The organism is Enterobacter cloacae complex sp. ECL352, assembly GCF_020149545.1.
In the GTDB taxonomy this organism is placed as follows: Bacteria; Pseudomonadota; Gammaproteobacteria; order Enterobacterales; family Enterobacteriaceae; genus Enterobacter; species Enterobacter asburiae_B.
In genome coordinates this window covers 4,332,964-4,359,202 of record NZ_CP083709.1, presented here as the reverse complement: position 1 = coordinate 4,359,202, position 26,239 = coordinate 4,332,964, and the positions used below count along the sequence as shown (strand labels likewise).

Sequence of the window (26,239 nt, the reverse complement as noted above, 5' to 3'; positions counted from 1 at the left end):
CCGTGGCGATGATGAAGTAGTTTGGTCTTGTAACAAGCACAAGAAGGACTGTGCATTTCTGGTCGGTGGGCAAGGCGGTGCAGCATGAGCATGGAAAAATTCATTAAACCATTCCCATTGACCGACATTACCACCCCACGAAATGGTGCTGAGGTATTGCTGGATAACTACTGGCTTACGAAAGATGGCATGTATTTCAAATCAAAACGCGGTGGTACTCACCAGTGCAATCGAGACAAGCGCGTTGTCGATAAAGTTTACGCTGACCTCCTTTCGTCTGGATATGAATGCACACACATTCCTGTGGCTTATATCAAGAGAGGGCAAGCATGAAGGCATTAATCACCAGGTCGCTTACTAGGCCTTTTTTATTGCTGGCATTCACCTTCAACCGAATTAACCGACAGTTCCGGGAGCATTGACCATGGACATCATCGATACAGCAGCAGAGATTGAAGAGCTTCAGCGTAACGCTGCCCTTTCCGCTCACCGACTGAACCGCAACGCTATTTCAGCTGAGTGTTGTGAAGAATGCGACGAACCAATTCCCGAGCCGCGTCGCGCTGCCGTTCCCGGCTGCAAGACCTGCGCGGAGTGCCAGGAAGAGATCGAACTCAAGAATAAGCAGAGGGGGATGTGATGGGAAAGGTAATGACCAACCGCGAACTGGTAGACGCCGCGATAGAGCTTTCCGGGGAGTTTTACGCGATGCAGGGCTATTCGCACCGGCCTGGATTTGAGTATTGGAACTCCCCTCACCCGCATGAGCGCCTGTGTTTCGAAATGGCTTGTCGGGCGTTCGAGATGATTCGCGGATCCGATGTTATGGATGCCGTGGCAGACCTGGAGGATGAAGAGTGATGGATAACAGGAAGGCCCGTCGGCTGGTTGGCGCCCACATCAACAACACCTACCGGATCAGCAATAGACGCTGGCAGGTGTGGGGTAGCAATTGGCCTTTTGTTTGGGAGCACGCAAAGCCATCACCAAGGCAGAAAAGGAAAGCTAAAGAGGTTGCTGCATACCGCGAGGAATTAAAACGCAGTCAGGAGCTTACCAATGCTTCAGCTAATTCAACGGGGTCAGATTTACGCTGACCATTCAGGTTGGCCCGTCATCATCCACAGCTGCACTTCACAGATAGTCCGCTACTGGCGACAGGGCCGGATCAACACCGCTTCAATCGACCGATTCAATAATGACTTTGAGCACCTCGATCACCGTGAGGCGGCTCAGATACGCGCCGAACTGGAGACGAGCGAACACATTAAATCGCTTCGCGCTATGCGTGCGGCATGAGGAGAGAGCATGAAAGTACTGATAGTTTTTGAAAATGTCCCCGAAACTACTGACCTTTTTATCGTTGAAGCAAACGAAGAAGATTTGAAGGACTTGCGGCTATCGCATGGCAATTACATTAATTCGGTGGATAACGAGGACATTGAGAATGCAATCTCACGCGTAAACCTTCGACTCGGATCGCCTAATGACTATTCAGCGGAAGCGGCGACTGAGTGCGGTCTTGCTCATGAAGAAGTGGGCAAGTGGGATGGTTCAGCTGTAGATACTGGCGAGCCAATCCTTGTTTATGAGGGCCGCATCGAAATGGTTGTGGTGACCGGATTCATCATGTGACGCAACTGATAGCCAGTTATGAGCTGGCTATTGGGTGCGAAAGCACCGCCTCACATCCCTTGATGTTATTGCCGCCTACGGGCGGCTTCTTTTTGCCTGGAGAAAACCATGAGCGACATTATTCAGTTGGTACCGAATAAATGGGTCACAGAGGAACTTTTAACTGCGACAACCGGCATGTCAAAGCACATGATTCAGCATGCCCGCCGGTCTACCTGGATGGAGGGAAAGCATTATCGCCATGTTGCCCCTGATATGGCACCTAAGCAAAACAGCCCAATCATGTATAACCGCGATGAGATAAACCACTGGATCGAGCACCAAAGCCCAGCGAAACGCCGGAGAATATCTGCTTAAATGTCCTTTGGCACATCAAACGAGGAATGATTATGGCAGCATACCCAACAGGCGTAGAGGTTCATGGCGAATCGTTACGCATATGGTTCATATATCAGGGGAAGCGTGTCAGGGAAAATCTCGGCGTTCCTGACACGCCAAAAAACAGGAAAATGGCAGGCGAACTTCGGGCTTCAGTCTGCTTTGCGATAAAGACAGGCACATTCAATTATGCCTCGCAATTCCCTGATTCATCGAACGCAGAGAAATTCAGCACTGTCAGAAAGCAAATCTCACTACTTGAACTGAAATCGAAATGGCTTGGGCTTAAAGAGATGGAGCTTAGCCTCGGGACGTTGAGGCGTTACGATTGCCACCTCACAACCACTATCGAAACAATTGGTGAGCACAGGTATATCGGCAGCCTGAACACTGAAGATATCCTTAGTGCCAGGAAGGAGCTACTGAACGGATGGCAGAAGACCAGATATGGCCTAAATCATCCACCCAAAAAGGGAAGAAGCGTTCCTACAGTCAATAGCTATATGGCATGCCTTGGCGGGATGCTGGGCTTTGCTTTCAAAAGTGGATACCTGAAAACTGATCTGATGACAGGTATTACCCCTCTCGCAAAAGAAAGACCCATTCCAGATCCTCTTACTTCTGATGAGTATCAGAGAGTGGTTGCGGCCTGCCCAACGCTACAGTTTCAGAATATGGTTATCTTTGCGGTAAATACAGGCGTCAGGCATGGCGAACTAAGCGCGTTATCCTGGGAGGATGTGGATACTGTCAACTGGACTGTTACAGTGTCACGGAACTATTCCCTGAAGGGAAACTTCACCCTGCCAAAAACCAACGCCGGGATTCGAACAATACAGCTGACCCAGCCAGCAATTGATGCACTCAAGGCGCAAATGCCACTGACCAGAATGATGGCATCCCACAAGGTAAGCGTCAGCCTACGGGAATACAAAAAAAAGAGAACCGATGAATGCACCTTTATATTCTCGCCGTCCATTACTTCAATGAACGGTAAGAAGACGATGTGCTACGTCCCCGGATCCATTAATTCAGCCTGGCGCACTGCCCTGCGTCGTGCAGGCGTCCGACAAAGACGGTCTTATGAAACCAGGAACACATATGCGTGCTGGGCACTGGTCGCCGGAGCGAACCCAAATTTCGTTGCGCACCAGATGGGCCATTCGTCAGCGCAAATGCTATTCACGGTTTACGGTAAATGGATGACCGAGAATAACCATGACCAGGTGGGCATTTTGAACGCATCATTTACTCAAAATGCCCCACTGATGCCCCATAGAAAAACCGCATAACCTTAACTATCTGATTTAACATATTAATATCACTTCAATCATGATTCATCTGGATGAGTAAAGTCGGCTCCTTTGCGTTTAGCTTCCTGCCCGTGATGTTCTGTATCGCTATCCCGCTGGGCCTGGCGCGCGAGAACAAAGGCGTCGCGGCGTTTGCCGGGTTTGTGGGCTACGCCGTGATGAACCTGGCGGTTAACTTCTGGCTGACCGCGAAAGGCATTTTGCCGACCACCGACGCTGCCGTACTTAAAGCCAACAACATTCAGAGCGTGATCGGTATCCAGTCTATTGATACCGGGATCCTCGGGGCGGTGATCGCGGGTGTGATTATCTGGATGCTGCACGAGCGCTTCCATAATATCCGGCTGCCGGATGCCCTGGCCTTCTTCGGCGGTACCCGCTTTGTGCCGATTGTTACCCTGGTGGTGATGGGTCTGTTCGGTTTAATCATTCCGCTGATCTGGCCGGTCTTTGCGATGGGCATCAACGGTATTGGCCGCATCATCAACGGCGCGGGAGATTTCGGTCCGATGATCTTCGGCACCGGCGAGCGGCTGCTGCTGCCGTTTGGCCTGCAGCATATCCTGGTGGCCCTGATTCGCTTCACCGAAGCGGGCGGTACGATGGAGGTGTGCGGTCACGACGTGAGCGGCGCGCTGACCATCTTCCAGGCGCAGCTGAGCTGCCCGACCACCCACGGCTTCTCCGAAAGCGCCACCCGCTTCCTGTCTCAGGGTAAAATGCCTGCCTTCCTCGGCGGCCTGCCGGGTGCCGCGCTGGCGATGTACCACTGCGCTCGCCCGGAAAACCGTCATAAAATTAAAGGCCTGCTGATTTCCGGCGTGATCGCCTGCGTCGTGGGCGGTACCACCGAACCAATCGAATTCCTGTTCCTGTTCGTCGCACCGGTGCTGTACCTCATCCACGCGGTGCTGACCGGTCTGGGCTTTACCGTGATGGCGGTGCTGGGCGTGACCATCGGCAACACCGACGGCAACGTGATCGACTTCGTGGTGTTCGGGATCCTGCACGGCCTGTCCACCAAGTGGTACCTGGTGCCGGTCGTGGCGGCTATCTGGTTTGCGGTTTACTACGGCATCTTCCGCTTCGCCATCACCCGCTTTAACCTGAAAACGCCTGGCCGCGATACCGATACGGCGAGCAGCGTTGAACAGGCGGTTGCCGGGACCGTGGGCAAATCCGGCTATAACACACCGGCCATTCTGGCGGCGCTGGGCGGCGCGGATAACATCACCTCGCTGGATAACTGCATCACCCGCCTGCGTCTGTCGGTGGCGGATATGTCAAAAGTGGATACCAACGCCCTGAAAGCCAACCGGGCCATCGGCGTGGTACAGTTAAATCAGCACAATTTGCAGGTGGTTATCGGCCCGCAGGTCCAGTCGGTGAAGGATGAGCTGGCAACCCTGATGCGAACAGTTGAAGCCTGATGCCTCAGCCCCCTCTCATGAGGGGGTTTTACTTTAAGGACTCACGTCATGTTTGATTTTTCTACCGTCGTGGATCGACACGGCACCTGGTGTACGCAGTGGGACTACGTCGCCGACCGCTTTGGCGCGGCCGATCTGCTGCCTTTCACCATCTCGGATATGGATTTCGCCACCGCGCCCTGCATTACCGACGCGCTGCATCAGCGCATCAATCACGGCGTGCTGGGCTACAGCCGCTGGAAGAACGATGAGTTTCTCGCCGCCGTCGCGCACTGGTTCCAGAAGCGCTTTAACAGCCAGATTGATACGGAAACCGTCGTTTATGGTCCTTCCGTTATCTACATGGTGTCAGAGCTGATTCGTCTCTGGTCACACCCCGGCGACGGCGTGGTGGTACACACCCCGGCATACGACGCGTTTTACAAAGCCATTGAAGGGAATGCGCGTCATGTGGTGCCCGTGGAGATGGAAAAGCACGCAGCAGGCTGGCAGGGAAATATGGCGGCGCTGGAAGCGGCCCTGGCGAAACCTGAAAACAAAATTTTACTGCTTTGCAGCCCGCAAAACCCAACCGGCAAGGTCTGGACGCGGGACGAGCTGACGCAGATGGCGGAACTGTGCGCACGCTATGACGTGGCGGTTATCAGCGATGAAATTCATATGGATATGGTGTGGGGAGAGCATCGTCACACGCCGTGGAACGCGGTGGCGCGCGGCAAATGGGCGCTTCTCACTTCCGGCTCGAAAAGCTTTAATATTCCAGCGCTGACGGGCGCTTACGGCCTGATTGGCGATGAACAGAGCCGTAACGGTTATCTTAGCGCGCTAAAAGGCCGGGACGGACTCTCTTCCCCTTCCGTGCTGGCGCTGACGGCGCATATCGCCGCCTATCAGCAGGGATCGCCGTGGCTGAATGCCCTGCGGGGCTATCTGGAAGAGAATCTGTTGTATATCGCGCAGGAAGTAAACCGCGCCTTTCCGAAACTGAACTGGCAGCCGCCCGAAGCGACCTACTTGGCCTGGATTGACCTGCGCCCCCTGAACATTGACGATCAGGCGCTGCAAAAAGTGCTGATCGAGCAGCAAAAAGTCGCCATCATGCCGGGATATACCTACGGCAAAGAGGGAAACGGCTTTGTTCGCCTGAACGCCGGCTGTCCGCGCAGCAAGCTTGAACAAGGGGTGCAACGCCTCATTGCCGGGATTAACACGCTCCTGTAATCAATTTGCGCAACGGAATATTCCCTTGCGCAAATAGCTTTTTACCCCGTTTTGTTTTTATAATATGGCGCACTTTAACCAGAAAAGAGTGCGACCATGATTGATACACGCCTGCCTTTAACTGATATTCATCGTCACCTTGACGGTAACATTCGTGCCCAAACCATCCTCGATCTTGGCCGCCAGTTCAATTTAACGCTTCCTGCTCAGACGCTTGAGTCTCTGATCCCTCACGTACAGGTAACCTCCAATGAACCGGACCTGGTCAGCTTCCTGAGCAAACTCGACTGGGGCGTGAAGATGCTGGCCTCGCTGGATGCCTGCCGCCGCGTGGCGTTTGAGAACATTGAAGATGCGGCCCGTAATGGCCTGCATTACGTCGAGCTGCGCTTCTCGCCGGGCTATATGGCGATGACCCACAGCCTGCCCGTTGCAGGCGTGGTGGAAGCCGTGATTGAAGGCGTGCGCGAAGGGTGTAAAACCTTCGACGTTCAGGCCCGTCTGATTGGCATTATGAGCCGTACGTTCGGCGAAGCCGCCTGCCTGCAGGAGCTGGAAGCGCTGCTGGCCCATCGCGATGCCATCACCGCCGTCGATCTGGCTGGTGACGAGCTGGGCTTCCCGGGCAGTCTGTTCCTCTCCCACTTCAACCGCGCGCGCGATGCCGGCTGGCACATTACCGTACATGCGGGTGAAGCGGCTGGCCCGGAAAGCATCTGGCAGGCCATCCGCGAGCTGGGCGCCGAGCGTATCGGCCACGGCGTGAAGGCGGTAGAAGATCGCGCCCTGATGGATTTCCTGGCGGAGCAGCGTATCGGGATTGAGTCTTGCCTGACGTCTAACATTCAGACCAGCACCGTGGCAACGCTGGCGCATCATCCGCTGAAAACGTTCCTTGAGCACGGCGTGCTGGCCTCGCTGAACACTGACGACCCGGCGGTTCAGGGCGTGGATATCATCCACGAATACAACATCGCCGCACCGCAGGCGGGTCTGAGCCGTGAGCAGATCCGTCAGGCGCAGATCAACGGGCTGGAGATCGCCTTCCTGACGCCTGAAGAGAAACAGGCGCTTAAAGATAAAGTGGCTCGCGGTTGAGCATTTGCCGGGTAGCGGCTACGCCTTACCCGGCCTACAACAGCCCTTAAAGCTTATGCCAGACAGAGCGTGGCGCGATGTTTGGCAGATTCAATACCCAGCTCAATCAGTTCCATAATCTGAATCGCCTGGCCGGCCGGAACCGGATTTTCGCCCGTGCCGTTCAGCGCATCGCGAATGCCCGCATAATAGGCCGGATAGTTGCCCGGGATCGTCAGCAAGGTCTCCTCTACCAGTTCCTCACCTTCCACCCGCGTGACCACGCCGTCGCGCATATCATAGCCCCAGTCTTCCTGCGGCAAACGTTCACCGCTTTTCAGCCGGTCCTCCTGCGGATCGAGGCCAAACTTCACGTAGCTCCCGCGCGTGCCGTGAATGATGTAGCGGGCCGATTCCGCGGCCGCGACCATCGTGCCGTGCAGCACAATCCGCCGCTGCGGGTAGCTGAGCACCGCGTGGAAGTAATCGGTCGTCTGCGCTCCGGGCCGGAGCTGGGCCAGATCGACCGTCATGCTCACCGGCAGACCAAAAAGATTGACGGCCTGATCCAGCAGATGCGGGGCTAAATCGTACCAGATGCCGCTGCCCGGACCGGCCTGCTCGCGCCAGCGGTTTCGTACCTGCGGACGGAAGCGGTCAAAGTGCGATTCAAAAAAGAGGATCTCCCCTAGCGTGCCTTCACTGAGAAGCCTTTTTACCGTCAGAAAGTCGCTGTCCCAGCGGCGGTTATGGAATACCGACAGCAGCCTGCCCAGACTTTTTGCCAGCGCATCCAGCTCGCGAGCCTGAGACAACGTGACGGTAAAGGGCTTATCGACTACCACGTGCTTACCGGCTTCAAGCGCGGCCTTTGCCAGCGGGAAGTGGGTGTCGTTCGGGGTGGGGATAACGATTAAATCAATATTTGGATCGTTGAAAAGGTGTTTTGGCTCAGAGACAACCGGCACGGAAGGCCAGTCGGCATGGACTTTAGCGGCATCGCTGCTGGATACCGCAGCCAGGGTCATCCCCGGCGTCCCGGCTATCAGAGGCGCATGAAACGTTTTGCTTGCATACCCGTAGCCGATAAGCCCAACGCGGATATTATCACTCATAGTGCCGTCCTCTTTTATGACGTTCTTATTTCACACTGGCTAGCCTGGCATTACCACAGATTAATAATGTGCCATATGACTTAAAATAGCAGGTTGTAGGGGTTGTTTTTGTTACATAGTATTAACCCACTGATTTTGTTTAAGGGAACCGTTCCCAAAGCGCTTGCCGTCGGGGAAACGTCGCTGTAACATTTGCGACCTGTATTTATGGATAAAGTACAACTACGAATCATGACGTCAATTATTAATCGAATCATTGAATTAGCGGGATGGATTGTCCTTGGGGTTTCGGTCATTTTGCTGGGCGTTGCCAGCCATATCGATAACTACCAGCCGCCGGAGCCTGTCACAGTCGCCCAACCTAAGTAACCGGTTACTGCAATAAAGAGTGACATAATATGTCAGTTACTTATTGCCAGCCCTGGTGAACACGGTTAACCTTCTCTTCCAGGCATCGTCTGATGCCTGAATTTCAGCAAAGAAAACTCCTAATTTCGTCGCGTTACCTGAGTGGGCTGTTTACGTCTTTATTAATCCGTTTATTATTCGAACGAATTACCTTAACTGGTATTACTCACTTTTATATGGAAACTTATTAATATGACAGTTCAGGACTATTTATTAAAATTTCGCAAGATCAATTCGCTTGAGAGCCTGGAAAAACTGTTTGACCATCTGAACTACACCCTGTCGGATAATCAGGACATCATTAATATGTATCGCGCTGCTGACCATCGCCGTGCGGAGCTGGTTTCCGGAGGTCGTTTGTTCAACGTGGGTGAAGTGCCTAAGTCCGTATGGCGTTACGTTTTATAAGAAAGTAGCCATCCGCGCGAAATGTTATATACTCTCCGCCCTGCAAACTGGCTGTACAACATTCCGCGCAGATTATGGGAGAGTTCATGACCGCAACGCCTGGAGAACGCATTGGAGGCTGGTTAATCGCCCCACTGGCATGGCTGCTGGTTGCCTTATTAAGCGCATCACTTGCGCTGCTGCTGTATACCACCGCACTGATTACCCCTCACGCCATCCAGACCCTGATGTCGCAAAGCGTGCTGAGTATTGCGATGTGGTTTGTGTCGTTCGTTTTCGCGATTGGTATGTGGTACTACACCCTGTGGTTGACCATCGCCTTCTTTAAGCGCCGCAAAAGTGTACCTAAACACTACATTATCTGGCTGCTGATTTCGGTTCTGCTGGCGGTTAAAGCCTTTGCTTTTTCGCCCGTATCAGACGCTCTGGCCGTTCGTCAGCTGCTTTTCCCGTTACTGGCGGCCGCGCTGCTGGTCCCCTATTTCAAACGTTCGACGCGGGTAAAAAACACCTTCGTGAACCCGTAATAACCTTACAGATAACCTGTTGTCGCCTGCGTGAGTTTGTCCGATAATAGGCGGCTTTTTTATTTCAGGCTAAATAATGACCGATTACTTACTGCTCTTTGTCGGCACCGTGCTGGTTAACAACTTCGTTCTGGTGAAGTTCCTTGGCCTGTGCCCGTTTATGGGCGTGTCCAAAAAGCTGGAAACGGCGATGGGCATGGGGCTGGCGACAACCTTCGTCATGACGATGGCGTCCATCTGCGCGTGGTTGATTGATACCTGGATCCTCATCCCGCTGGGGTTAATCTATCTTCGTACGCTGGCTTTTATTCTGGTCATTGCGGTTGTTGTGCAATTTACTGAAATGGTGGTGCGTAAAACCAGCCCGGCCCTCTATCGCCTGCTGGGTATCTTCCTGCCGCTGATCACCACCAACTGCGCCGTTCTCGGCGTTGCGCTGCTGAACATCAACCTTGGCCATAACTTTATGCAGTCGGCGCTGTACGGTTTTTCCGCCGCCGTCGGTTTCTCATTTGTTATGGTCCTGTTCGCGTCGATTCGCGAGCGTCTGGCGGCAGCGGATATCCCTGCGCCCTTCCGCGGTAACGCGATTGCGCTGGTGACCGCGGGTTTAATGTCTCTGGCCTTTATGGGCTTTAGTGGTCTGGTGAAGTTGTAATGAATGCTATCTGGATTGCCATCGCCTCTATCAGCGTCCTGGGGTTGGTGTTTGGCCTTATCCTGGGTTACGCCTCCCGCCGTTTCGCGGTAGAGGACGATCCTGTTGTTGAGAAAATTGATGAGCTTTTGCCGCAAAGCCAGTGCGGGCAGTGCGGTTACCCGGGCTGCCGTCCCTACGCCGAAGCGGTAGGCATTCAGGGTGAAAAAATTAACCGCTGCGCCCCCGGCGGCGAAGCGGTGATGCTGAAAATCGCGACCCTGCTTAACGTCGATCCGCAGCCCGTTGATGGCGATGCGGAGGTGCAGGAGCCGGTTCGCGCCCTCGCCGTGATCGACGAGGCAAACTGTATCGGCTGTACCAAATGTATTCAGGCCTGCCCGGTTGACGCCATTGTCGGCGCCACCCGCGCCATGCACACCGTCGTGGCGGACCTCTGCACCGGCTGTAACCTCTGCGTGGCCCCCTGCCCGACGCAATGTATCGAGCTGCGCCCGGTTGAAACGACTACCGAAAGCTGGAAGTGGGATCTTCAAACCATTCCGGTTCGCATCATTCCTGTGGAACAACATGCTTAAGTTATTTTCTGCTTTCAGAAAAGAGAAGATTTGGGACTTTGACGGCGGTATCCATCCGCCAGAGATGAAAACCCAGTCCAACGGCACGCCGCTGCGTCAAATTCCGCTGGCGACGCGTTACGTCATGCCGCTCAAACAGCATATTGGCGCTGAGGGCGAGCTGTGCGTGAAAGAAGGCGATACGGTTCTTCGCGGTCAGCCGCTGACCTTTGGCCGTGGACGTATGCTGCCGATACACGCCCCTACCTCCGGTAAAGTGGTGGCGATTGCCCCTCATACGGTGGCTCATCCGTCCGCGCTGTCGGAGCTGAGCGTGATCATTGAAGCCGACGGCGAAGACCGCTGGATCGATCGTGACGGCTGGAGCGACTACCGCTCCCACAGCCGCGAAGCCCTTATCGAGCGAATTCATCAGTTCGGCGTCGCCGGGCTGGGTGGCGCGGGCTTCCCTACCGGCGTCAAGCTGCGCGGCGGTGGCGATAACATCCAGACGTTGATTATCAACGCCGCCGAGTGCGAGCCGTATATCACCGCCGACGATCGTCTGATGCAGGATTGCGCCGCTCAGGTGGTGGAAGGCATCCGCATCCTGGCGCACATTCTGAAGCCGCGGGAAGTGCTGATTGGTATCGAAGACAATAAACCGCAGGCCATCTCGATGCTGCGCGCCGTGCTGGCGGGCAGTCATGATATTAGCCTGCGCGTTATCCCGACCAAGTACCCTTCTGGCGGCGCAAAACAGCTGACGCAAATTCTCACCGGCAAGCAGGTCCCGCACGGCGGACGCTCTTCGGATATCGGCGTGCTGATGCAAAACGTCGGCACCGCCTATGCGGTGAAACGCGCGGTGATTGACGGCGAGCCGTTGACCGAGCGCGTGGTGACGCTGACCGGCGAGTCGGTTTCCCGTCCGGGCAACGTCTGGGCGCGTCTGGGTACGCCGGTGCGCCATCTGCTGGAACAGGCTGAATTTTGCCCGGCCAGCGACCAGATGGTGATCATGGGTGGCCCGCTGATGGGCTTTACGCTGCCGTGGCTGGACGTTCCGGTAGTGAAAATCACTAACTGTCTGCTCGCCCCTTCCCCCACCGAAATGGGTGAAGAGCAGGAAGAGAAAGGTTGCATCCGCTGCAGCGCCTGTGCCGATGCTTGCCCGGCGGATCTCCTCCCACAGCAGCTTTACTGGTACAGTAAAGGCCAGCTGCACGACAAGGCAAAATCCCATAACCTGGCCGACTGCATTGAATGCGGCGCCTGCGCCTGGGTCTGCCCAAGCAACATTCCGCTGGTGCAATACTTCCGTCAGGAGAAGGCCGAGATTTATGCCATCTCCATGGAAGAAAAACGCGCCGCAGAAGCCAAGGCACGTTTCGAAGCGCGTCAGGCGCGACTGGAGCGCGAAAAAATCGCCCGTCAGGAACGCCATAAGCAGGCCGCCGTTCAGCCTGCCGGGAAAGATCAGGATGCGATCAACGCCGCACTGGCGCGCGTTCGCGAGAAAAAAGCCGATGCCGCCCAGACGGTGGTGATCCAGGCCGGGGAAAAACCGGATAACAGCGAAGCGATTGCCGCCCGCGAAGCGCGAAAGGCTGCGGCTCGCGCGCGTCAGGCGGAAAAAGCGCAAACGGTTCAGGCAGATACTGAGGTCGACCCGCGTAAAGCGGCCGTTGAAGCGGCGATAGCCCGGGCCAAGGCCCGCAAAGCTGGAGAGCAGCAGGTAGTCGTCGAGCAAGAAGCGGTCGACCCACGCAAAGCCGCCGTTGAAGCGGCGATTGCTCGCGCCAAAGCCCGTAAGGCTGCGCAGCAGGCGCCAGAGGCAGTATCAGAAGCAGAAGCACCACCGGTCGACCCGCGTAAAGCCGCCGTCGAAGCAGCGATTGCCCGCGCCAAAGCCCGCAAGGCTGCGCAGCAGGCACCAGCGGCAGTATCAGAGGCAGAAGCACCACCGGTCGACCCGCGTAAAGCCGCCGTCGAAGCAGCGATTGCCCGCGCCAAAGCCCGTAAGGCTGCGCAGCAGGAAGAACAGCCGCAGGCCGCCAACGATGACCCGCGCAAGGCCGCCGTCGCCGCCGCCATTGCGCGCGTTCAGGCGAAGAAAGCCGCACAGCAAGCCGTAAACGAGGATTAAATGGTTTTCAGAATCGCAAGTTCCCCTTACACCCACAACCAGCGTCAGACATCGCGCATTATGATGCTGGTCTGCCTGGCCGCGCTGCCGGGCATTGCCGTTCAGTGCTGGTTTTTCGGCTGGGGAACCCTGTTCCAGATAGCCCTGGGCTGCGCCAGCGCCGTCGCGGCGGAAGCACTCGTCCTGAAGCTGCGTAAGATGGCGGTGTCACGCATTCTGGCTGACAACTCCGCGCTGCTGACCGGCCTGCTGCTCGCCATCAGTATTCCGCCGTTTGCCCCGTGGTGGATGGTCGTGCTCGGTACCGTGTTTGCCGTGATCATTGCCAAACAGCTGTACGGCGGGCTCGGCCATAACCCGTTTAACCCGGCGATGATTGGCTACGTGGTGCTGCTGATCTCCTTCCCCGTGCAGATGACCAGCTGGCTGCCACCGCACGAGATTGCGGCCACGGTTCCGGGCTTTATGGATGCCCTGCACGTGATCTTTACCGGCCATACGGCGCTCGGCGCTGATATGAACGCCCTGCGCATGGGCGTGGACGGCATCAGCCAGGCGACGCCTCTCGATACCTTTAAAACGTCCCTGCATGCCGGGCACAGCGTTGATCAGATCATGAAATCCGCGATTTACAGCGGCATGCTGGCGGGTGCAGGCTGGCAGTGGGTCAACCTGGCATATCTGCTGGGCGGCCTGTTCCTGCTGCAGCAAAAAGCCATTCGCTGGCATATTCCGGTCAGCTTCCTCGTGACGCTGACGGTTTGCGCGACGCTGGGATGGGTCTTCTCTCCTGAATCACTCGCCAGCCCGCAGATGCACCTGCTCTCCGGGGCGACCATGCTGGGTGCCTTCTTTATCCTGACGGACCCGGTTACGGCGTCAACGACTAACCGCGGCCGCCTGATCTTCGGCGCGCTGGCGGGCCTGCTGGTATGGTTGATCCGCAGCTTTGGCGGTTACCCGGACGGCGTAGCGTTTGCCGTCCTGCTTGCCAACATTACCGTTCCGCTCATCGACTATTACACGCGTCCGCGCGTGTACGGCCATCGCTAAGGGTTTCGCCATGTTAAAAACGATGCAAAAGCACGGCGTCACGCTGGCTGTCTTCGCCGCGGTCCTGACCGGGCTGACGGCCCTGGTTAACACGTTAACCAAAACGACCATCGAAGAGCAGGCTTCAAAGCAGCAAAAGGCGCTGTTCGATCAGGTCATCCCGTCAGATTTCTACGATAATGATCTACAAAAAAGCTGCTTTGTGGTAGACGCGCCCCAGCTTGGGAAAGGCGCGCACCGCCTCTTTATCGCCCGTAAAGGGAATAGACCGGTAGGCGCGGTGATGGAAGCGACGGCGCCCGACGGCTATTCCGGCGCCATTCAGCTGCTTGTCGGCAGCGATTTCTCCGGCACTATTCTGGGTACTCGCGTGACGGAACATCATGAAACGCCGGGCCTGGGCGATAAAATTGAAACCCGTCTGAGCGACTGGATTTTGCACTTCGCCGGTAAAGTTATCCATGGCGAAGGTGATACCGCGTTTGCGGTGAAGAAAGATGGCGGCGAGTTCGACCAGTTCACCGGCGCGACCATCACGCCGCGCGCCGTGGTGAACGCCGTAAAACGAGCCGGGCTGTATGCTGAAACGCTGCCCGCGCAAATCAACAATCTTCCGGCCTGTGAGGAGTAATCATGAGCCAGGTTAAAGAGGTTATTGTCCAGGGGTTGTGGAAGAACAACTCCGCGCTGGTCCAGCTTCTGGGGATGTGTCCCCTGCTGGCGGTAACGTCCACCGCCACCAACGCGCTCGGTCTGGGACTGGCAACCACGCTGGTTCTGACCCTGACCAACCTCTCCATCTCCGCCCTGCGACGCTGGACGCCTTCGGAAATTCGTATTCCGATTTATGTCATGATCATTGCGTCGGTGGTCAGTATCGTCCAGATGCTGATTAACGCCTACGCGTTTGGCCTGTACCAGTCGCTCGGGATCTTTATTCCCCTTATCGTCACCAACTGTATCGTCGTTGGCCGTGCGGAAGCGTTCGCGGTGAAAAACAGCCCCGCCATGTCGGCGCTGGATGGTTTTTCCATTGGAATGGGCGCCACCTGCGCCATGTTCGTGCTGGGCTCGCTGCGCGAGATCCTCGGTAACGGTACGCTGTTTGACGGCGCAGATGCGCTGCTGGGCGGCTGGGCCAAAGCGCTGCGCGTTGAAGTGTTCCACACCGATACGCCATTCCTGCTGGCAATGCTGCCCCCTGGCGCGTTTATTGGCCTTGGCATGATGCTGGCGATAAAATACCTGATTGATGAGAAACGTAAGCGCCGCGCGGCTGAGCGTAGCGTTCTGGAAGGGACACCCGAGAAGGCTTCATGAATAAAGAAAAGCGCATTGCGATCCTGACCCGTCTGCGGGACGAGAACCCGCACCCGACGACGGAGCTGAACTTTACCTCCCCGTTTGAGCTGCTGATCGCGGTGTTGCTCTCTGCACAGGCGACCGATGTGAGCGTCAATAAAGCCACTGCCCTGCTCTATCCGGTCGCCAATACGCCAAAAACCATGCTGGAGCTGGGCGTGGAAGGCGTGAAGTCCTATATCAAAACCATCGGCCTGTTTAACAGCAAAGCCGAGAACGTCATTAAGACCTGCCGGATCCTGCTGGAACAGCACGGAGGCGAAGTACCGGAAGATCGCGCCGCGCTGGAAGCCTTACCGGGCGTGGGGCGTAAGACCGCGAACGTGGTGCTCAACACCGCGTTTGGCTGGCCGACCATCGCCGTGGATACGCATATTTTCCGCGTCTCTAACAGGACTAACTTCGCGCCGGGGAAAAATGTTGAGCAGGTCGAAGAGAAGCTGTTAAAGGTGGTTCCGGCCGAATTTAAGGTTGACTGCCATCACTGGCTGATTCTGCACGGCCGCTATACCTGTATTGCCCGTAAGCCTCGCTGCGGCTCGTGCATTATTGAAGATCTCTGCGAATACAAAGAAAAAGTGTATCCCTGATCGTCACAATCCCTTACCAAAAGAAGGGCTACCAGGCACCCTTCTTTTGGCCGTTATTTGTCCGTCTTTCATTCCCCCTGACCTGTCACTTGTTCGGTTGTTTAACGCTCAAACAGGTTAATACTTTTTTCATAGCCAAAAATTTCTATACATCTGTGATCGCGATCACCCTGATAACTTCATGTTGAATTTTTGTTGTCAAAATCCGCCTAAACCCTTTGTCTGACAAGATACTCTCCTTCCATCACCGAAGATAAGACCAGCTATTTTTCAGAATATGGCCCATATCACTGCATTAAGCGGAAAATAGCAGAACATATCGCCAAAAGCCGGTCAGGGTGGGTTATCGCCAGTCGAAAAAACTACCTTTACTCATCGTATGAAATTTAACGCTGAATAACATTTATATGAACCGACGATTATACCACTTCAGATATATGTAACAGATTATTACAAACGTATTGCCAGATGGGGCAGGATAGTGAACATTACCCGCCGTTTCTCCTCCCAATATAACTATAAGGCGTATGGACTACGGCCATCGCGCTATGAACACCCCCGTTAATATGGGATGTAAAAAAAGAGGTATATGTGTCTACTGCAAACAATAAACCAACAGATGAAAGCGTGAGTCTTAACGCTTTTAAACAGCCTAAAGCGTTCTATCTCATCTTCTCTATCGAGTTATGGGAGCGTTTTGGTTATTACGGCCTGCAAGGGATCATGGCGGTTTACCTGGTAAAACAGCTGGGTATGTCCGAAGCCGATTCCATCACGCTGTTCTCTTCCTTTAGTGCTCTGGTGTACGGTCTGGTCGCTATTGGCGGCTGGCTGGGTGATAAAGTCCTCGGGACTAAACGCGTCATCATGCTGGGCGCCATTGTCCTGGCGATTGGCTATGGTCTGGTTGCATGGTCAGGGCATGATGCCGCTGTCGTGTATATGGGTATGGCGACGATTGCCGTCGGTAACGGTCTGTTCAAAGCGAACCCGTCCTCCCTGCTTTCTACCTGCTATAACAAAGACGATCCGCGCCTGGACGGTGCATTTACCATGTACTACATGTCCATCAACATCGGTTCGTTCTTCTCGATGCTGGCAACCCCATGGCTTGCGGCGAAGTTCGGCTGGAGCGTGGCGTTTGCGCTGAGCTTCGTGGGCATGTTGATCACCGTGGTCAACTTCCTGTTCTGCCGCAGCTGGGTTAAAGACTACGGTTCAAAACCTGACTTCGAGCCTGTGCATATGGGCAAACTGCTGGCCACCATCGTGGGCGTTGTTGTCCTCGCGGCAATTGCCACCTGGCTGCTGCACAACCAGGGTATCGCCCGTGCCGTTCTGGGCGTGGTTGCGCTGGGTATCGTGGTTATCTTTGCGAAAGAAGCGTTCGCCATGCAGGGTGCTGCCCGTCGCAAGATGATTGTGGCGTTCATTCTGATGCTGGAAGCGATTATCTTCTTCGTGCTGTACAGCCAGATGCCAACCTCACTGAACTTCTTCGCCATTCGTAACGTTGAGCACTCAATTCTGGGCATCGCGTTCGAGCCGGAACAGTATCAGGCGCTGAACCCGTTCTGGATCATGATTGGTAGCCCGATTCTGGCCGCTATCTATAACAAGATGGGCGACCGTCTGCCAATGCCGCACAAGTTTGCTATCGGTATGGTGCTGTGCTCCGGCGCGTTCCTGGTGCTGCCGCTGGGTACCAAATTTGCCACCGACGCGGGTATCGTGTCCGTTAACTGGCTGATCCTGAGCTACGCGCTGCAGTCTATCGGTGAACTGATGATCTCCGGTCTGGGTCTGGCGATGGTTGCACAGCTGGTGCCACAGCGTCTGATGGGCTTCATTATGGGTAGCTGGTTCCTGACCACTGCCGGTGCGGCAATCATTGCGGGTAAAATTGCGAACCTGATGGCTGTGCCGGAAAACGTCACTGACCCACTGGTCTCCCTGAACGTCTACGGTACCGTGTTCATGCAGATTGGTATCGCGACTGCGGTTATTGCAGTTCTGATGCTGCTGACCGCGCCGAAACTGAATCGTATGACTCAGGACGACGACAAGACGGCTGAAGCGACCAAAACCGCTACCGCGTAAGATTATTGAGAAACGACAGAACAGAAGCCGCTAATGTATTAGCGGCTTTTTTTTTGTCCGTTGGCGCACTAACATAGCTGAAACCTCAGCAAAAAGGAGTTACCGATGAAACTGTTCTACAAACCGGGCGCGTGCTCTCTTGCTTCCCATATCACCCTGCGCGAGAGCGGCAAAGATTTCACGCTGGATGGCGTTGATCTGATGAAAAAGCGTCTGGAAAATGGCGATGATTTTCTTGCCATTAACCCCAAGGGACAAGTTCCGGCGCTCTTGCTGGATGACGGTACTCTGCTGACCGAAGGCGTCGCGATTATGCAGTTCCTGGCCGATAGCGTACCCGATCGCCAGCTGCTGGCACCGGTGAGTACCATTTCTCGCTATAAGACGCTGGAATGGCTGAACTACATTGCAACCGAGCTGCACAAAGGATTTACGCCGTTGTTCCGCCCGGATACGCCAGAGGAGTTCAAACCAACCCTGCGTGCGCTTCTTGAGAAAAAGCTGCAGTACGTTAACGAATCGCTGAAAGACGAACAGTGGATTTGTGGTTCGCGCTTCACGATTGCCGATGCGTATCTGTTTACCGTGCTGCGCTGGGCGCGCGCGGTTAAGCTGAACCTGGAAGGGTTAGACCATATCGCATCGTATATGAAACGCGTGGCAGAGCGTCCTGCAGTGGCTGCGGCGCTGAAAGCGGAAGGGTTGAATTAACCGAGCTGCCTGTGTTGCCGGGTGGCGCTAACGCTTACCCGGTCTACACGTTTTGGCCGGCTATAACCGGGTTGCGCTGAAATAGTGCTCCGGCTTCGCGATACGATCCTGTGCCGCAACCACCTGCAGTTCATATTCCTGCATCTCTTTCGTCGCAATCATGATTTCGTACACCGCCGCGGTAACGTGTTCCAGCGAGTCACGTATCGTCGCCCCCTGCAGTAATTTCACCAGCAGCAGACCACTCGTAACATCTCCGACCCCAACCGGCTGGCGCAGGCCGAAATCCACCAGCGGACGGCTAATATGCCAGGCGTCATCTTTCGTCACCAGAAGCATCTCAAAACGGTCCTGACTCAGCCCTGCGCGGGAGAGATGTTTTACCAGCACCACCTCAGGCCCCTGAGCGATCAGTTCGCGAGACGCGCTTACCGCCTCTTCTACGCTGTTAACCGGACGCTCGCAGAGAATTTCGAGCTCGACCAGGTTTGGCGCAATGATATCGCTGGCGGGCAGCGCGTGGCGGACGTGAAACTCTGCGACGCCTGGCGCCACGATACAGCCTTTCTCCGGATGGCCCATGACGGGGTCGCAGAAGTATTTTGCCGCCGGGTTTGCGGCTTTCACCTGACGTACGATGCCGAGGATATGCTCCCCCTGCTCCGCTGAGCCGAGGTAGCCGCTCAGCACGGCGTCACAGCGTTTAAGCTGGTCGATATCGGCAATCCCCTGCACAACCTCGGTGAGGTGCGAAGGTGGCATTACGCAGCCGGTCCATTTGCCGTATTGCGTGTGGTTAGAGAACTGCACGGTATTAAGGGGCCAGACGTTGACGCCGAGGCGACGCATCGGGAATTCCGCGGCGCTATTGCCTGCGTGTCCAAAAACAACGTGGGACTGAATGGCGAGGATGTTCTTCATTTTTTTCTTACCAAACCCTGAAAAAACAAAAGGGGCGTGGTTTCCCACGCCCCTGGAGACTGTTAATTATTTCCAGCAGACAAGGCAGTAGTTTTTCTTACCGCGACGCAGCAGCGTGTAGCGACCATACAGACGGTCACCGTCAACGAAGGTGTATTCCGGGTCAGCCTGTTTCTCGCCGTTGATGGTGATAGCGTTAGAGGCGATAGTTTTACGCGCCTGACCGCGCGAAGGCTGGAGCTCAGAGTCCACCAGCGCCTGCATCAGGTCAGCCCCTTTTTCCATCTCAACCATTGGCACGCCGTCCTGCGCCAGCTGTTCGAAGTCCGCTTCGCTCAGATCGCTCAGGGTACCGTTGAACAGGCTTGCGGTAATACGTTTTGCCGCGGCCAGACCTTCTTCACCGTGAACCAGTTTGGTCACTTCGTCCGCCAGCACATACTGGGCGCGCGGTGCTTTACCGCTGTTTTTGTCTTCTTCTTCCAGCGCGTTGATGTCTTCGATGTCCATAAAGGTGAAGAACTTCAGGAAGCGGTAAACATCGGCATCCGCCGTGTTGATCCAGAACTGGTAGAATTTGTACGGGCTGGTTTTCTTCGGATCGAGCCATACCGCGCCGCCTTCTGTCTTCCCAAATTTGGTGCCGTCTGCTTTGGTGATCAGCGGAACGGTCAGACCGAAGACCTGGTTCTGGTGCAGACGACGGGTCAGGTCGATACCGGAGGTGATGTTACCCCACTGATCGGAACCACCAATCTGCAGGGAAACGCCGTGCAGCTTGTTCAGGCAGGCAAAGTCATAACCCTGCAGCAGGTTGTAGGAGAACTCGGTAAAGGAGATCCCCTGGTCGTCACGGTTCAGACGCTGCTTCACGGCTTCTTTGTTAATCATCTGGTTAACGGAGAAGTGCTTGCCGATGTCGCGCAGGAAGGTCAGCACGTTCATGCTGCCAAACCAGTCGTAGTTGTTCGCGGCAATGGCAGAGTTATCACCAGTGTTGAAGTCGAGGAACGGTGCAACCTGTTTGCGGATCTTATCCACCCACTCCTGCACGGTATCCTCGGTATTCAGTTTACGCTCAGCGGCTTTAAAGCTTGGGTCACCAATCAGACCGGTCGCGCCGCCCACCAGCGCAACAGGCTTATGGCCCGCCATCTGGAAGCGTTTCAGGCATAACAATGGAACAAGATGCCCCAAATGCAAGCTGTCAGCGGTGGGATCGAAGCCGCAATAGAGCGCGATCGGGCCTTGCGCCAGTCGCTCTGCTAACGCTTCCTCGTCCGTCACCTGGGCCACGAGGCCCCGCTCTTGCAATTGTTTAATCAAGTTACTGCTTGCCATCAAATTCTCCATGTATAAACGACTGCACCTTTGCCGGTACACGACTTTTCGCCTGATGCGAAAGGACAATAGAATAAAGCGCAAGCGCGGTGTGCGCTAGCGCTTAAATCAACAAATTTCGGGGATTACGGTGCCAGTCTGTCGATTTTCCAGCCGCCATTCTCGCGCTGGTATAAAAAGCGGTCGTGCAGGCGATGTTCGCCCCCCTGCCAGAACTCCATCTGCTCAATCGGGATGCGGAAACCGCCCCAGAAGCTTGGCAAAGGAATTTCACCCTGCTGGAACTTCTGTTTCAGCTCCAGGAATTTACTTTCCAGCACGCCGCGGGCGGAAATTCGGCTGGACTGTTTTGATACCCAGGCGCCAATCTGGCTGTCGCGCGGGCGGCTGTGGAAATACTTCACCACTTCCAGCGTCGAGAGACGTTCCGCCTTGCCGGTGACCATTACCTGACGTTCCAGCATGTGCCAGGGAAACAGCAGGCTGATACGCGGATTGTTTTCTAAATGGTGCGCCTTACGGCTACCGAGGTTGGTATAGAACACCAGCCCTTTCTCGTCATAATGCTTGAGCAATACGATGCGCTGATAAGGTTGACCGTTTTCATCCACCGTCGCGACAACCATGGCGGTTGGGTCGGCGAGTTTCGCTTCGCAGGCCTGTTTCAGCCAGCGTTCAAAAAGCACGAGGGGCTCAGCGGGAAGATCCTGGCGACGCAGGCCGCCTTTAGTGTATTCACGGCGCAGATGCGCAATTTGCTGCAGTTCGTCGTTATCTGACATGGCGTTAGCTGACATTGAGAGTGGGTGGCGCTATTGTGCGCCGCCCCTGTAAAAATCTCAACGCTTCGGATTTTCGAGCTGGCAATTGTTCAGCACAATGCGGTCGCGTTTGTAGACCGTGGCGCTGTCGCCTTTTGACCAGAAGACGTAGATACCGTCGGTATAACGCGCGCCGGAGGCCGACATGCCCTGCTTCAGCGTCAGCAGTTTATTGTCATAAACAAAACTGGCTTCCTGGCGTGGGTTATTCAGCTTGACGGTCAGCGGTTTTTCATCGCAGCGATACTCCAGCGTATCGGTCTGCATGCGCTCAAGAAGCTGGTTATAGACGCTGCATCCTGACAGCAATAAAGGCGCGGCAATAAGAAGAAGTTTTTTCATGGGCGTATTCCGAAGACTTTCCTGGTCCTGAAGGGCATGGCTGCCCTCCTGTTTCGTTCCATTCTAACGATGACGCGCCGCGCTGAATTTCAGTTAACTCTGATTATGACGAGGATTTGCCGGGAAAATCGCCCCGAGGACGCTCGCCTCACGCGCGCCGGTCACCGACGGCAAGTTGCCCGGCAGTCCGGCAATGGTGCGCCAGGCAAGCCAGGCGAAGGCCAGCGCCTCCATATCATCCCCGCTGATGCCTGCCTCGTCGGTCGTGGTCACTTCGGTACCCGACAGTAGCCCCGCAAGACGCGCCATCACCAGCGGGTTTCGGCTTCCTCCGCCGCACACCAGTAGGCGTTCACATCCGCCGCTGAGCAGAACCTGTTCGGAGATCGACACGGCCGTCAGCTCGGCAAGCGTCGCCTGGACATCCTGCGGCGCGAGCGCCGGGAATGGCGCCAGCTGACGCTCAAGCCAGCCCAGGTTGAAGTATTCACGCCCCGTGCTCTTAGGGGCCGGCAGGGCAAAATAAGGATCGCTCAGCATCGACTGCAGCAGCGGAATAATCACTTTTCCCCCGCTCGCCCACTCCGCGTTTTTATCATACGGTTGTCCGCACTGCCGCCAGATCCAGGCATCCATTAACATATTGCCCGGGCCGGTATCGTAGCCGCGGACGGGCTGTCCCGGGATGAGCATCGACAGGTTGGCAATCCCACCAATATTGAGCACCATGCGACGTTCTGTAGGGTGCGCCAGTAACGCCTGATGGAACGCGGGTACCAGCGGCGCACCCTGCCCGCCAAGGGCGATATCGCGACGACGGAAATCGCCAACCACCGTCACGCCCGTTTTCGCCACAATCTGGTTGTTATCGCCGATTTGCAGGGTATGCGGGGCATCTCCGCCGGGCTCATGCCAGACCGTTTGTCCGTGACAGCCGATGGCCACCACATCCTGCGGGCGAAGATGTTCTTTTTGCATCAAAGCCTGCACCGCATCCGCAAACAGCGCCCCCAGGCGAACATCAAGCTGTCCAAGCTGGGAGAGGGTCAGCTGCTGCCCCTGACAGATACTCAGAATATCCTCTTTCAGTGAAATGGGGATTGGCCAGGTCAGGCTCGCCTGCTGCGCCACCATGTTTTCGTCAATGGCGGCCAGAACGACATCTACCCCATCCAGACTGGTGCCTGACATCACACCAATGTAGCGACCCGATTTCATGCGCTTTCCTTACGTTGCGTGGGCTAAGGATATCCACTCAACCATAAACGGCGCAGCTTTGCCATCCGGCGATAATATTTTTTAACAATGTCAGACGGGTAACACGGGCGGATCCTGTTTATGTCTCGTTAAGTCAAATTCAAGTACAATTTTCTTATTGTTAGTGCAAAGATATGAACTATGGCTCCTTATGCCATATAATTTAGCCATAACGGATGCCCCCAATCGGGCGTTTTTGGTGAACAGGAGATTCAAATGATTTTACGTGTACTGGGCGTTTCGCTGATTGGTTTAACTCTGGCTGGCTGTGTGAATGACAGTTCACTTTCTGGCGACGTTTACAGCGCTTCTGAAGCGAAACAGGTTCAGAACGTGACTTACGGTACCGTTGTTAACGCACGCCCTGTACAGATCCAGGGTGGTGATGAAAGCAACGTGATGGGCGCAATCGGCGGTGCCGTGCTGGGTGGTTTCCTCGGTAATACCGTCGGCGGCGGCACTGGCCGTTCTCTGGCAACGGCCGCAGGTGCCGTTGCGGGTGGCGTAGCCGGCCAGGGCGTTCAGGGTGCGATGAACAAAACCCAGGGCGTAGAGCTGGAAATTCGTAAAGACGACGGCAGCACGATCATGGTTGTGCAGAAACAAGGCAGCACTCGCTTCTCTGCAGGCCAGCGCGTTGTTCTGGCAAGCAACGGAAGTCAGGTGACCGTTTCTCCACGTTAATTAAAAATGGATGTGGTCATCAGGCCACATCCATTTACATTATTTATCACTCCCACAAATATATTTACAAAATACATTCACCCTACCCATAATTAACCACGCCATATATTGTTTCTGCGCAAAGTATTTAGCGTGCTAATTGATTACACTCTTCGCAATACCCTCACCTTAATTCATTATAAAGTTATTAAAACCATATATGTTTGCGAATCGCCGTTCTGTAAAGGGCCGTTATATCTCGTTCTGTCTAGGTTGTATTGCTGTTATCGGCATATTACACGCCCTGTTTTCAAAAATTGCCGAATGGGTTCCTACCTTTTCGTCTCACTTGTTCCCTACGCTCACCATTTTTTTACTGGTGTTTGACCTGTTTATTGCCTGCTTTATGGCAATGAAATACTGGTGTGACCGAAAACGGTTGTATCTGGTATCGCTTGCTTTTGCCTTTGCCGGGTCGGCATCGCTGATGGTCGGAACGCTGTGCAGCTTTCCCGCCTGGCTGGACCTCTATCAGTTCAACGCGGTGAACTACAACGATGCGATGATCTTCTATATGTTCCGCCATCTCTTAATGGCGGTGCTAATAATCGTTTCGGCAATACTTTATACCACGCGCAATTGTCCCCTTTCGCGGCTGGCGCATATTGCTATTGTGAGCGGCGAGTTTCTCTTTACCGCTTTTACTGTAGGGTTGGCCTGGATGTATTCCAGTCATTCTTCCTTTTTATCCATTGATCTTGTGGATAATGAAACCCGTGAGTTTATGGTTCTCTGGAGCCACTTTATTAATATTGCATTGATTGCACTCTGGGTGGTCACATTAGCCACGCTGATGTTTATTACGCGCATACGCAACTTATTCTGGGTGGGCGGTAATTTTCTGTGCGTCTGCTATATCGTCACGCTCTCAATGCTGTTAGTGGGTGGACATGTTGAAGATGTCTCCTGGTATCGCGCTCGCTTATTTGAAACCGTCGCCACGCTGATGATCATTTTTGTTCTGCTCTACGATGTTTTCAGGCTGTATCGCGACTCGCACGTTAAGTATCAGCAGTCTTACCAGAACTCCATTCGCGACCCGCTGACGCGCCTGTATAACCGCAGTTATTTTTATGAAACATTAAAGCAGGCGCTGGATATCGCCAAACCCAGCCGTCCGGTTTCCGTCATCGTCAGCGATCTCGATCGCTTCAAACGCATCAACGACACCTACGGGCATCTTCAGGGCGACAAGGTCCTGCAGTTTGTTGCTAATCTACTGATGGATTCCGTGCGCCCCCAGGACATCGCGGCCCGTATCGGTGGTGAGGAGTTTGTTCTGATGCTGGCCAACACCTCATCAGACGCGGCGTATCAGGTGGCGGAACGCATACGGTTAAATCTGAGCAGCTTCGATAACGCCAGCAGCGGCGGTCAACTACCGGAGCCAATCACCATCAGCATGGGGGTATTTACGGCAACGTCACCCGCATTAGCCGCAGAAACGTGCGTGGAAAATGCCGACAAAGCGATGTATGAAGCGAAGGAGACGGGCCGTAACCGCGTGGTCGCCTTTAAGTAAAAAAAGGCCTTGCTGCTGCAAGGCCTTGTTGTTTGTCAGTCGCGCGACTGTAGCTCATGGATGTTTTGCTCAAGGCGCCCAATGAGGCTAATGAGCATTTCCAGCTCCGCCGGTGAAACGCCTGACAGGATTTCACCGCGCGTCTTAGTGATCACGGCTTCCATTTCCGTGATGATAGGCGCCGCTTTCTCGGTGAGTTTAATCCGCTTGGCGCGACGATCGCTGGCGCAGGTTTGCCGCGAGATTAACCCCTTCTCTTCCAGCTGGTCAAGCGTGCGCACCAGCGACGGTTGCTCAATCCCTATCGCTTTTGCCAGTTGAATTTGCGACTGTTCGGGCGGCAGCTGATGAATGTTGTGCAGCGTGACCCAATGCGTCTGTGTGAGTTCCAGAGGTTTCAGGCGATGGTCAATCAGAGCACGCCAGACGCGTACCAACCTTGCCAGATCAGAACCTAATGGCGATTCCAATTTCATCTCCTTATAATTAGCTTGCTAAGTTATTATACTGATTTTAGAATAGTGTGCAGCATTTGTATTGCCAAAACAAATGCAATACTGCATTCATCGAACTTAAAAGTATGACTTACACTGAATTGTGATGCTTCATCATACTAAGAC

General features: G+C 54.8%; 30 protein-coding genes and 1 pseudogene. 24 read left to right on the top strand and 7 right to left on the bottom strand.

Annotation, left to right across the window (positions count from 1 at the left end):
- Positions 1 to 84: 84 nt before the first annotated feature.
- The 10 genes and pseudogenes from LBF07_RS21435 (at position 85) to add (ending at position 7,075) form a co-directional block, all read left to right on the top strand.
- Positions 85 to 333 carry a hypothetical protein gene (locus tag LBF07_RS21435; protein ID WP_025760425.1) on the top strand — a complete coding sequence of 83 codons (249 nt, stop codon included), beginning with the start codon at positions 85 to 87 and terminating at the stop codon, positions 331 to 333.
- 91 nt (positions 334 to 424) lie between these two features.
- Positions 425 to 640 (top strand): TraR/DksA family transcriptional regulator, encoded by a 216-nt coding sequence (locus LBF07_RS21430; RefSeq protein ID WP_224435060.1) that lies wholly within the window; start codon positions 425 to 427, stop codon positions 638 to 640.
- A gap of 11 nt (positions 641 to 651) precedes the next feature.
- Entirely contained in the window at positions 652 to 861 is a 210-nt protein-coding gene (locus tag LBF07_RS21425) for a hypothetical protein (protein ID WP_224435059.1), read from the top strand.
- 198 nt (positions 862 to 1,059) lie between these two features.
- On the top strand, positions 1,060 to 1,299 hold the full coding sequence (locus LBF07_RS21420) for a DUF4222 domain-containing protein (protein WP_224435058.1): 240 nt from the start codon (positions 1,060 to 1,062) through the stop codon (positions 1,297 to 1,299).
- A gap of 9 nt (positions 1,300 to 1,308) precedes the next feature.
- Entirely contained in the window at positions 1,309 to 1,635 is a 327-nt protein-coding gene (locus tag LBF07_RS21415; protein WP_224435057.1) for a hypothetical protein, read from the top strand.
- Between the two features lie 108 nt (positions 1,636 to 1,743).
- Positions 1,744 to 1,992 (top strand): excisionase family protein, encoded by a 249-nt coding sequence (locus tag LBF07_RS21410; protein ID WP_022650951.1) that lies wholly within the window; start codon positions 1,744 to 1,746, stop codon positions 1,990 to 1,992.
- Between the two features lie 32 nt (positions 1,993 to 2,024).
- Complete coding sequence (locus LBF07_RS21405; protein WP_224435056.1) at positions 2,025 to 3,305, top strand: site-specific integrase; 1,281 nt, start codon at positions 2,025 to 2,027, stop codon at positions 3,303 to 3,305.
- Positions 3,306 to 3,349: 44 nt separating this feature from the next.
- Positions 3,350 to 4,756, top strand: a pseudogene (gene malX, locus LBF07_RS21400) (maltose/glucose-specific PTS transporter subunit IIBC); the annotation flags it as partial.
- Positions 4,757 to 4,804: 48 nt separating this feature from the next.
- Positions 4,805 to 5,977, top strand: coding sequence for a MalY/PatB family protein (locus LBF07_RS21395; RefSeq protein ID WP_094935206.1), 1,173 nt, complete (start codon positions 4,805 to 4,807; stop codon positions 5,975 to 5,977).
- 96 nt (positions 5,978 to 6,073) lie between these two features.
- Entirely contained in the window at positions 6,074 to 7,075 is a 1,002-nt protein-coding gene (add, locus tag LBF07_RS21390; protein WP_033145337.1) for an adenosine deaminase, read from the top strand.
- A gap of 53 nt (positions 7,076 to 7,128) precedes the next feature.
- Here the strand turns inward: add and LBF07_RS21385 are convergent, their stop codons facing one another.
- Positions 7,129 to 8,169 carry an oxidoreductase gene (locus LBF07_RS21385; RefSeq protein WP_094935205.1) on the bottom strand — a complete coding sequence of 347 codons (1,041 nt, stop codon included), beginning with the start codon at positions 8,167 to 8,169 and terminating at the stop codon, positions 7,129 to 7,131.
- Between the two features lie 243 nt (positions 8,170 to 8,412).
- On the opposite strand from LBF07_RS21385, the gene blr reads away from it, so the two are divergent.
- The 12 genes from blr (at position 8,413) to gstA (ending at position 18,692) form a co-directional block, all read left to right on the top strand.
- Positions 8,413 to 8,538, top strand: a complete 126-nt coding sequence (gene blr, locus LBF07_RS21380) for a division septum protein Blr (protein ID WP_168112406.1) — start codon at positions 8,413 to 8,415, stop codon at positions 8,536 to 8,538.
- 231 nt (positions 8,539 to 8,769) lie between these two features.
- The gene (gene ydgT / locus LBF07_RS21375; protein WP_013096896.1) at positions 8,770 to 8,985 is read left to right on the top strand and encodes a transcription modulator YdgT; all 216 of its coding nucleotides are present in this window, start codon (positions 8,770 to 8,772) and stop codon (positions 8,983 to 8,985) included.
- An 86-nt stretch (positions 8,986 to 9,071) separates the two neighbouring features.
- Positions 9,072 to 9,512, top strand: a complete 441-nt coding sequence (locus tag LBF07_RS21370; protein WP_048977467.1) for a DUF2569 domain-containing protein — start codon at positions 9,072 to 9,074, stop codon at positions 9,510 to 9,512.
- A 76-nt stretch (positions 9,513 to 9,588) separates the two neighbouring features.
- Positions 9,589 to 10,170: an electron transport complex subunit RsxA gene (rsxA, locus tag LBF07_RS21365; protein WP_014883581.1), complete on the top strand. Its 582-nt coding sequence runs from the start codon at positions 9,589 to 9,591 to the stop codon at positions 10,168 to 10,170.
- Complete coding sequence (gene rsxB, locus LBF07_RS21360; protein ID WP_094935204.1) at positions 10,170 to 10,748, top strand: electron transport complex subunit RsxB; 579 nt, start codon at positions 10,170 to 10,172, stop codon at positions 10,746 to 10,748. Before rsxA ends, rsxB begins: the two co-directional genes overlap by 1 nt.
- On the top strand, positions 10,741 to 12,876 hold the full coding sequence (rsxC, locus tag LBF07_RS21355; RefSeq protein WP_094935203.1) for an electron transport complex subunit RsxC: 2,136 nt from the start codon (positions 10,741 to 10,743) through the stop codon (positions 12,874 to 12,876). The genes rsxB and rsxC overlap by 8 nt, the downstream gene beginning before the upstream one ends.
- On the top strand, positions 12,877 to 13,929 hold the full coding sequence (gene rsxD / locus LBF07_RS21350) for an electron transport complex subunit RsxD (RefSeq protein ID WP_048979528.1): 1,053 nt from the start codon (positions 12,877 to 12,879) through the stop codon (positions 13,927 to 13,929).
- A gap of 10 nt (positions 13,930 to 13,939) precedes the next feature.
- Complete coding sequence (gene rsxG, locus LBF07_RS21345; RefSeq protein WP_048977465.1) at positions 13,940 to 14,560, top strand: electron transport complex subunit RsxG; 621 nt, start codon at positions 13,940 to 13,942, stop codon at positions 14,558 to 14,560.
- Between the two features lie 2 nt (positions 14,561 to 14,562).
- On the top strand, positions 14,563 to 15,249 hold the full coding sequence (locus LBF07_RS21340; RefSeq protein WP_023617347.1) for an electron transport complex subunit E: 687 nt from the start codon (positions 14,563 to 14,565) through the stop codon (positions 15,247 to 15,249).
- Positions 15,246 to 15,881, top strand: a complete 636-nt coding sequence (gene nth, locus LBF07_RS21335; RefSeq protein WP_094935202.1) for an endonuclease III — start codon at positions 15,246 to 15,248, stop codon at positions 15,879 to 15,881. The genes LBF07_RS21340 and nth overlap by 4 nt, the downstream gene beginning before the upstream one ends.
- 591 nt (positions 15,882 to 16,472) lie before the next feature.
- Positions 16,473 to 17,981 (top strand): dipeptide/tripeptide permease DtpA, encoded by a 1,509-nt coding sequence (gene dtpA / locus LBF07_RS21330; protein WP_033145330.1) that lies wholly within the window; start codon positions 16,473 to 16,475, stop codon positions 17,979 to 17,981.
- Between the two features lie 105 nt (positions 17,982 to 18,086).
- Positions 18,087 to 18,692, top strand: a complete 606-nt coding sequence (gstA, locus tag LBF07_RS21325) for a glutathione transferase GstA (RefSeq protein ID WP_048977464.1) — start codon at positions 18,087 to 18,089, stop codon at positions 18,690 to 18,692.
- 60 nt (positions 18,693 to 18,752) lie between these two features.
- Here the strand turns inward: gstA and pdxY are convergent, their stop codons facing one another.
- The 5 genes from pdxY to anmK all read right to left on the bottom strand — a co-directional run bounded on the left by pdxY (position 18,753) and on the right by anmK (position 23,335).
- Entirely contained in the window at positions 18,753 to 19,613 is an 861-nt protein-coding gene (gene pdxY, locus LBF07_RS21320; protein WP_094935207.1) for a pyridoxal kinase PdxY, read from the bottom strand.
- Positions 19,614 to 19,679: 66 nt separating this feature from the next.
- Entirely contained in the window at positions 19,680 to 20,954 is a 1,275-nt protein-coding gene (tyrS, locus tag LBF07_RS21315) for a tyrosine--tRNA ligase (protein ID WP_094935201.1), read from the bottom strand.
- A gap of 125 nt (positions 20,955 to 21,079) precedes the next feature.
- Positions 21,080 to 21,736, bottom strand: a complete 657-nt coding sequence (pdxH, locus tag LBF07_RS21310; protein WP_024909355.1) for a pyridoxamine 5'-phosphate oxidase — start codon at positions 21,734 to 21,736, stop codon at positions 21,080 to 21,082.
- Between the two features lie 57 nt (positions 21,737 to 21,793).
- Complete coding sequence (mliC, locus tag LBF07_RS21305) at positions 21,794 to 22,117, bottom strand: C-type lysozyme inhibitor (RefSeq protein WP_023335447.1); 324 nt, start codon at positions 22,115 to 22,117, stop codon at positions 21,794 to 21,796.
- Between the two features lie 93 nt (positions 22,118 to 22,210).
- Positions 22,211 to 23,335, bottom strand: coding sequence for an anhydro-N-acetylmuramic acid kinase (gene anmK / locus LBF07_RS21300; protein WP_087822440.1), 1,125 nt, complete (start codon positions 23,333 to 23,335; stop codon positions 22,211 to 22,213).
- Positions 23,336 to 23,590: 255 nt separating this feature from the next.
- On the opposite strand from anmK, the gene slyB reads away from it, so the two are divergent.
- Together slyB and LBF07_RS21290 are read left to right on the top strand one after the other, a co-directional pair.
- Positions 23,591 to 24,058 (top strand): outer membrane lipoprotein SlyB, encoded by a 468-nt coding sequence (gene slyB, locus LBF07_RS21295; protein WP_023311367.1) that lies wholly within the window; start codon positions 23,591 to 23,593, stop codon positions 24,056 to 24,058.
- A 199-nt stretch (positions 24,059 to 24,257) separates the two neighbouring features.
- On the top strand, positions 24,258 to 25,619 hold the full coding sequence (locus LBF07_RS21290) for a GGDEF domain-containing protein (protein ID WP_094935200.1): 1,362 nt from the start codon (positions 24,258 to 24,260) through the stop codon (positions 25,617 to 25,619).
- A 35-nt stretch (positions 25,620 to 25,654) separates the two neighbouring features.
- Here LBF07_RS21290 and slyA read toward each other — a convergent pair whose 3' ends face one another.
- Positions 25,655 to 26,095: a transcriptional regulator SlyA gene (slyA, locus tag LBF07_RS21285; protein ID WP_033145325.1), complete on the bottom strand. Its 441-nt coding sequence runs from the start codon at positions 26,093 to 26,095 to the stop codon at positions 25,655 to 25,657.
- Between the last annotated feature and the right edge of the window lie 144 nt (positions 26,096 to 26,239).

Bases quoted from the DNA above. Each gene is read 5' to 3' on its own strand.
- LBF07_RS21435 (WP_025760425.1), top strand. From the start codon at position 85: ATGAGCATGGAAAAATTCATTAAACCATTCCCATTGACCGACATTACC.
- LBF07_RS21430 (WP_224435060.1), top strand. From the start codon at position 425: ATGGACATCATCGATACAGCAGCAGAGATTGAAGAGCTTCAGCGTAAC.
- LBF07_RS21425 (WP_224435059.1), top strand. From the start codon at position 652: ATGACCAACCGCGAACTGGTAGACGCCGCGATAGAGCTTTCCGGGGAG.
- LBF07_RS21420 (WP_224435058.1), top strand. From the start codon at position 1,060: ATGCTTCAGCTAATTCAACGGGGTCAGATTTACGCTGACCATTCAGGT.
- LBF07_RS21415 (WP_224435057.1), top strand. From the start codon at position 1,309: ATGAAAGTACTGATAGTTTTTGAAAATGTCCCCGAAACTACTGACCTT.
- LBF07_RS21410 (WP_022650951.1), top strand. From the start codon at position 1,744: ATGAGCGACATTATTCAGTTGGTACCGAATAAATGGGTCACAGAGGAA.
- LBF07_RS21405 (WP_224435056.1), top strand. From the start codon at position 2,025: ATGGCAGCATACCCAACAGGCGTAGAGGTTCATGGCGAATCGTTACGC.
- LBF07_RS21395 (WP_094935206.1), top strand. From the start codon at position 4,805: ATGTTTGATTTTTCTACCGTCGTGGATCGACACGGCACCTGGTGTACG.
- add (WP_033145337.1), top strand. From the start codon at position 6,074: ATGATTGATACACGCCTGCCTTTAACTGATATTCATCGTCACCTTGAC.
- LBF07_RS21385 (WP_094935205.1), bottom strand. From the start codon at position 8,169: ATGAGTGATAATATCCGCGTTGGGCTTATCGGCTACGGGTATGCAAGC.
- ydgT (WP_013096896.1), top strand. From the start codon at position 8,770: ATGACAGTTCAGGACTATTTATTAAAATTTCGCAAGATCAATTCGCTT.
- LBF07_RS21370 (WP_048977467.1), top strand. From the start codon at position 9,072: ATGACCGCAACGCCTGGAGAACGCATTGGAGGCTGGTTAATCGCCCCA.
- rsxA (WP_014883581.1), top strand. From the start codon at position 9,589: ATGACCGATTACTTACTGCTCTTTGTCGGCACCGTGCTGGTTAACAAC.
- rsxB (WP_094935204.1), top strand. From the start codon at position 10,170: ATGAATGCTATCTGGATTGCCATCGCCTCTATCAGCGTCCTGGGGTTG.
- rsxC (WP_094935203.1), top strand. From the start codon at position 10,741: ATGCTTAAGTTATTTTCTGCTTTCAGAAAAGAGAAGATTTGGGACTTT.
- rsxD (WP_048979528.1), top strand. From the start codon at position 12,877: ATGGTTTTCAGAATCGCAAGTTCCCCTTACACCCACAACCAGCGTCAG.
- rsxG (WP_048977465.1), top strand. From the start codon at position 13,940: ATGTTAAAAACGATGCAAAAGCACGGCGTCACGCTGGCTGTCTTCGCC.
- LBF07_RS21340 (WP_023617347.1), top strand. From the start codon at position 14,563: ATGAGCCAGGTTAAAGAGGTTATTGTCCAGGGGTTGTGGAAGAACAAC.
- nth (WP_094935202.1), top strand. From the start codon at position 15,246: ATGAATAAAGAAAAGCGCATTGCGATCCTGACCCGTCTGCGGGACGAG.
- gstA (WP_048977464.1), top strand. From the start codon at position 18,087: ATGAAACTGTTCTACAAACCGGGCGCGTGCTCTCTTGCTTCCCATATC.
- pdxY (WP_094935207.1), bottom strand. From the start codon at position 19,613: ATGAAGAACATCCTCGCCATTCAGTCCCACGTTGTTTTTGGACACGCA.
- tyrS (WP_094935201.1), bottom strand. From the start codon at position 20,954: ATGGCAAGCAGTAACTTGATTAAACAATTGCAAGAGCGGGGCCTCGTG.
- pdxH (WP_024909355.1), bottom strand. From the start codon at position 21,736: ATGTCAGATAACGACGAACTGCAGCAAATTGCGCATCTGCGCCGTGAA.
- mliC (WP_023335447.1), bottom strand. From the start codon at position 22,117: ATGAAAAAACTTCTTCTTATTGCCGCGCCTTTATTGCTGTCAGGATGC.
- anmK (WP_087822440.1), bottom strand. From the start codon at position 23,335: ATGAAATCGGGTCGCTACATTGGTGTGATGTCAGGCACCAGTCTGGAT.
- slyB (WP_023311367.1), top strand. From the start codon at position 23,591: ATGATTTTACGTGTACTGGGCGTTTCGCTGATTGGTTTAACTCTGGCT.
- LBF07_RS21290 (WP_094935200.1), top strand. From the start codon at position 24,258: ATGTTTGCGAATCGCCGTTCTGTAAAGGGCCGTTATATCTCGTTCTGT.
- slyA (WP_033145325.1), bottom strand. From the start codon at position 26,095: ATGAAATTGGAATCGCCATTAGGTTCTGATCTGGCAAGGTTGGTACGC.